The sequence below is a fragment of the Streptomyces sp. P17 genome (genome assembly GCF_032436805.1).
GTDB lineage: Bacteria > Actinomycetota > Actinomycetes > Streptomycetales > Streptomycetaceae > Streptomyces.
In genome coordinates, this window is the sequence record NZ_JAVRBF010001056.1 from 1 (window position 1) to 260 (window position 260).

A 260-nucleotide genomic window follows, 5' to 3' on the forward strand; every position below is an offset into this window, starting at 1 on the left:
CTATCCGCTGCGGCTCGACTTTGTCGTTCTCGCGCTGGTGATCGCCACGCTGATCACCGCAGTCTGGTTCCTTCCTCGTCATGTAGGGAGCCGAAAGCCATGGTCTCTACGGATGCCGCATGTGCCGGCAAGCATTCGGAAAGAATTTTGCGTGGCAGCGATCGGCGCCGCGACGGCTTTCACCAGCGGCGCCGTTCTCCTTTCGCTCGGAGGCCAAGTGGCGCACGACCTGGTCGGCTCCGCCAACGAGTTGATGAACG

The 260-nt window shown here is 61.9% G+C and carries 1 pseudogene; it reads left to right on the forward strand.

The features are described from left to right. Positions 1 to 260: pseudogene (locus tag RMT89_RS43930) on the forward strand (hypothetical protein); the annotation flags it as partial.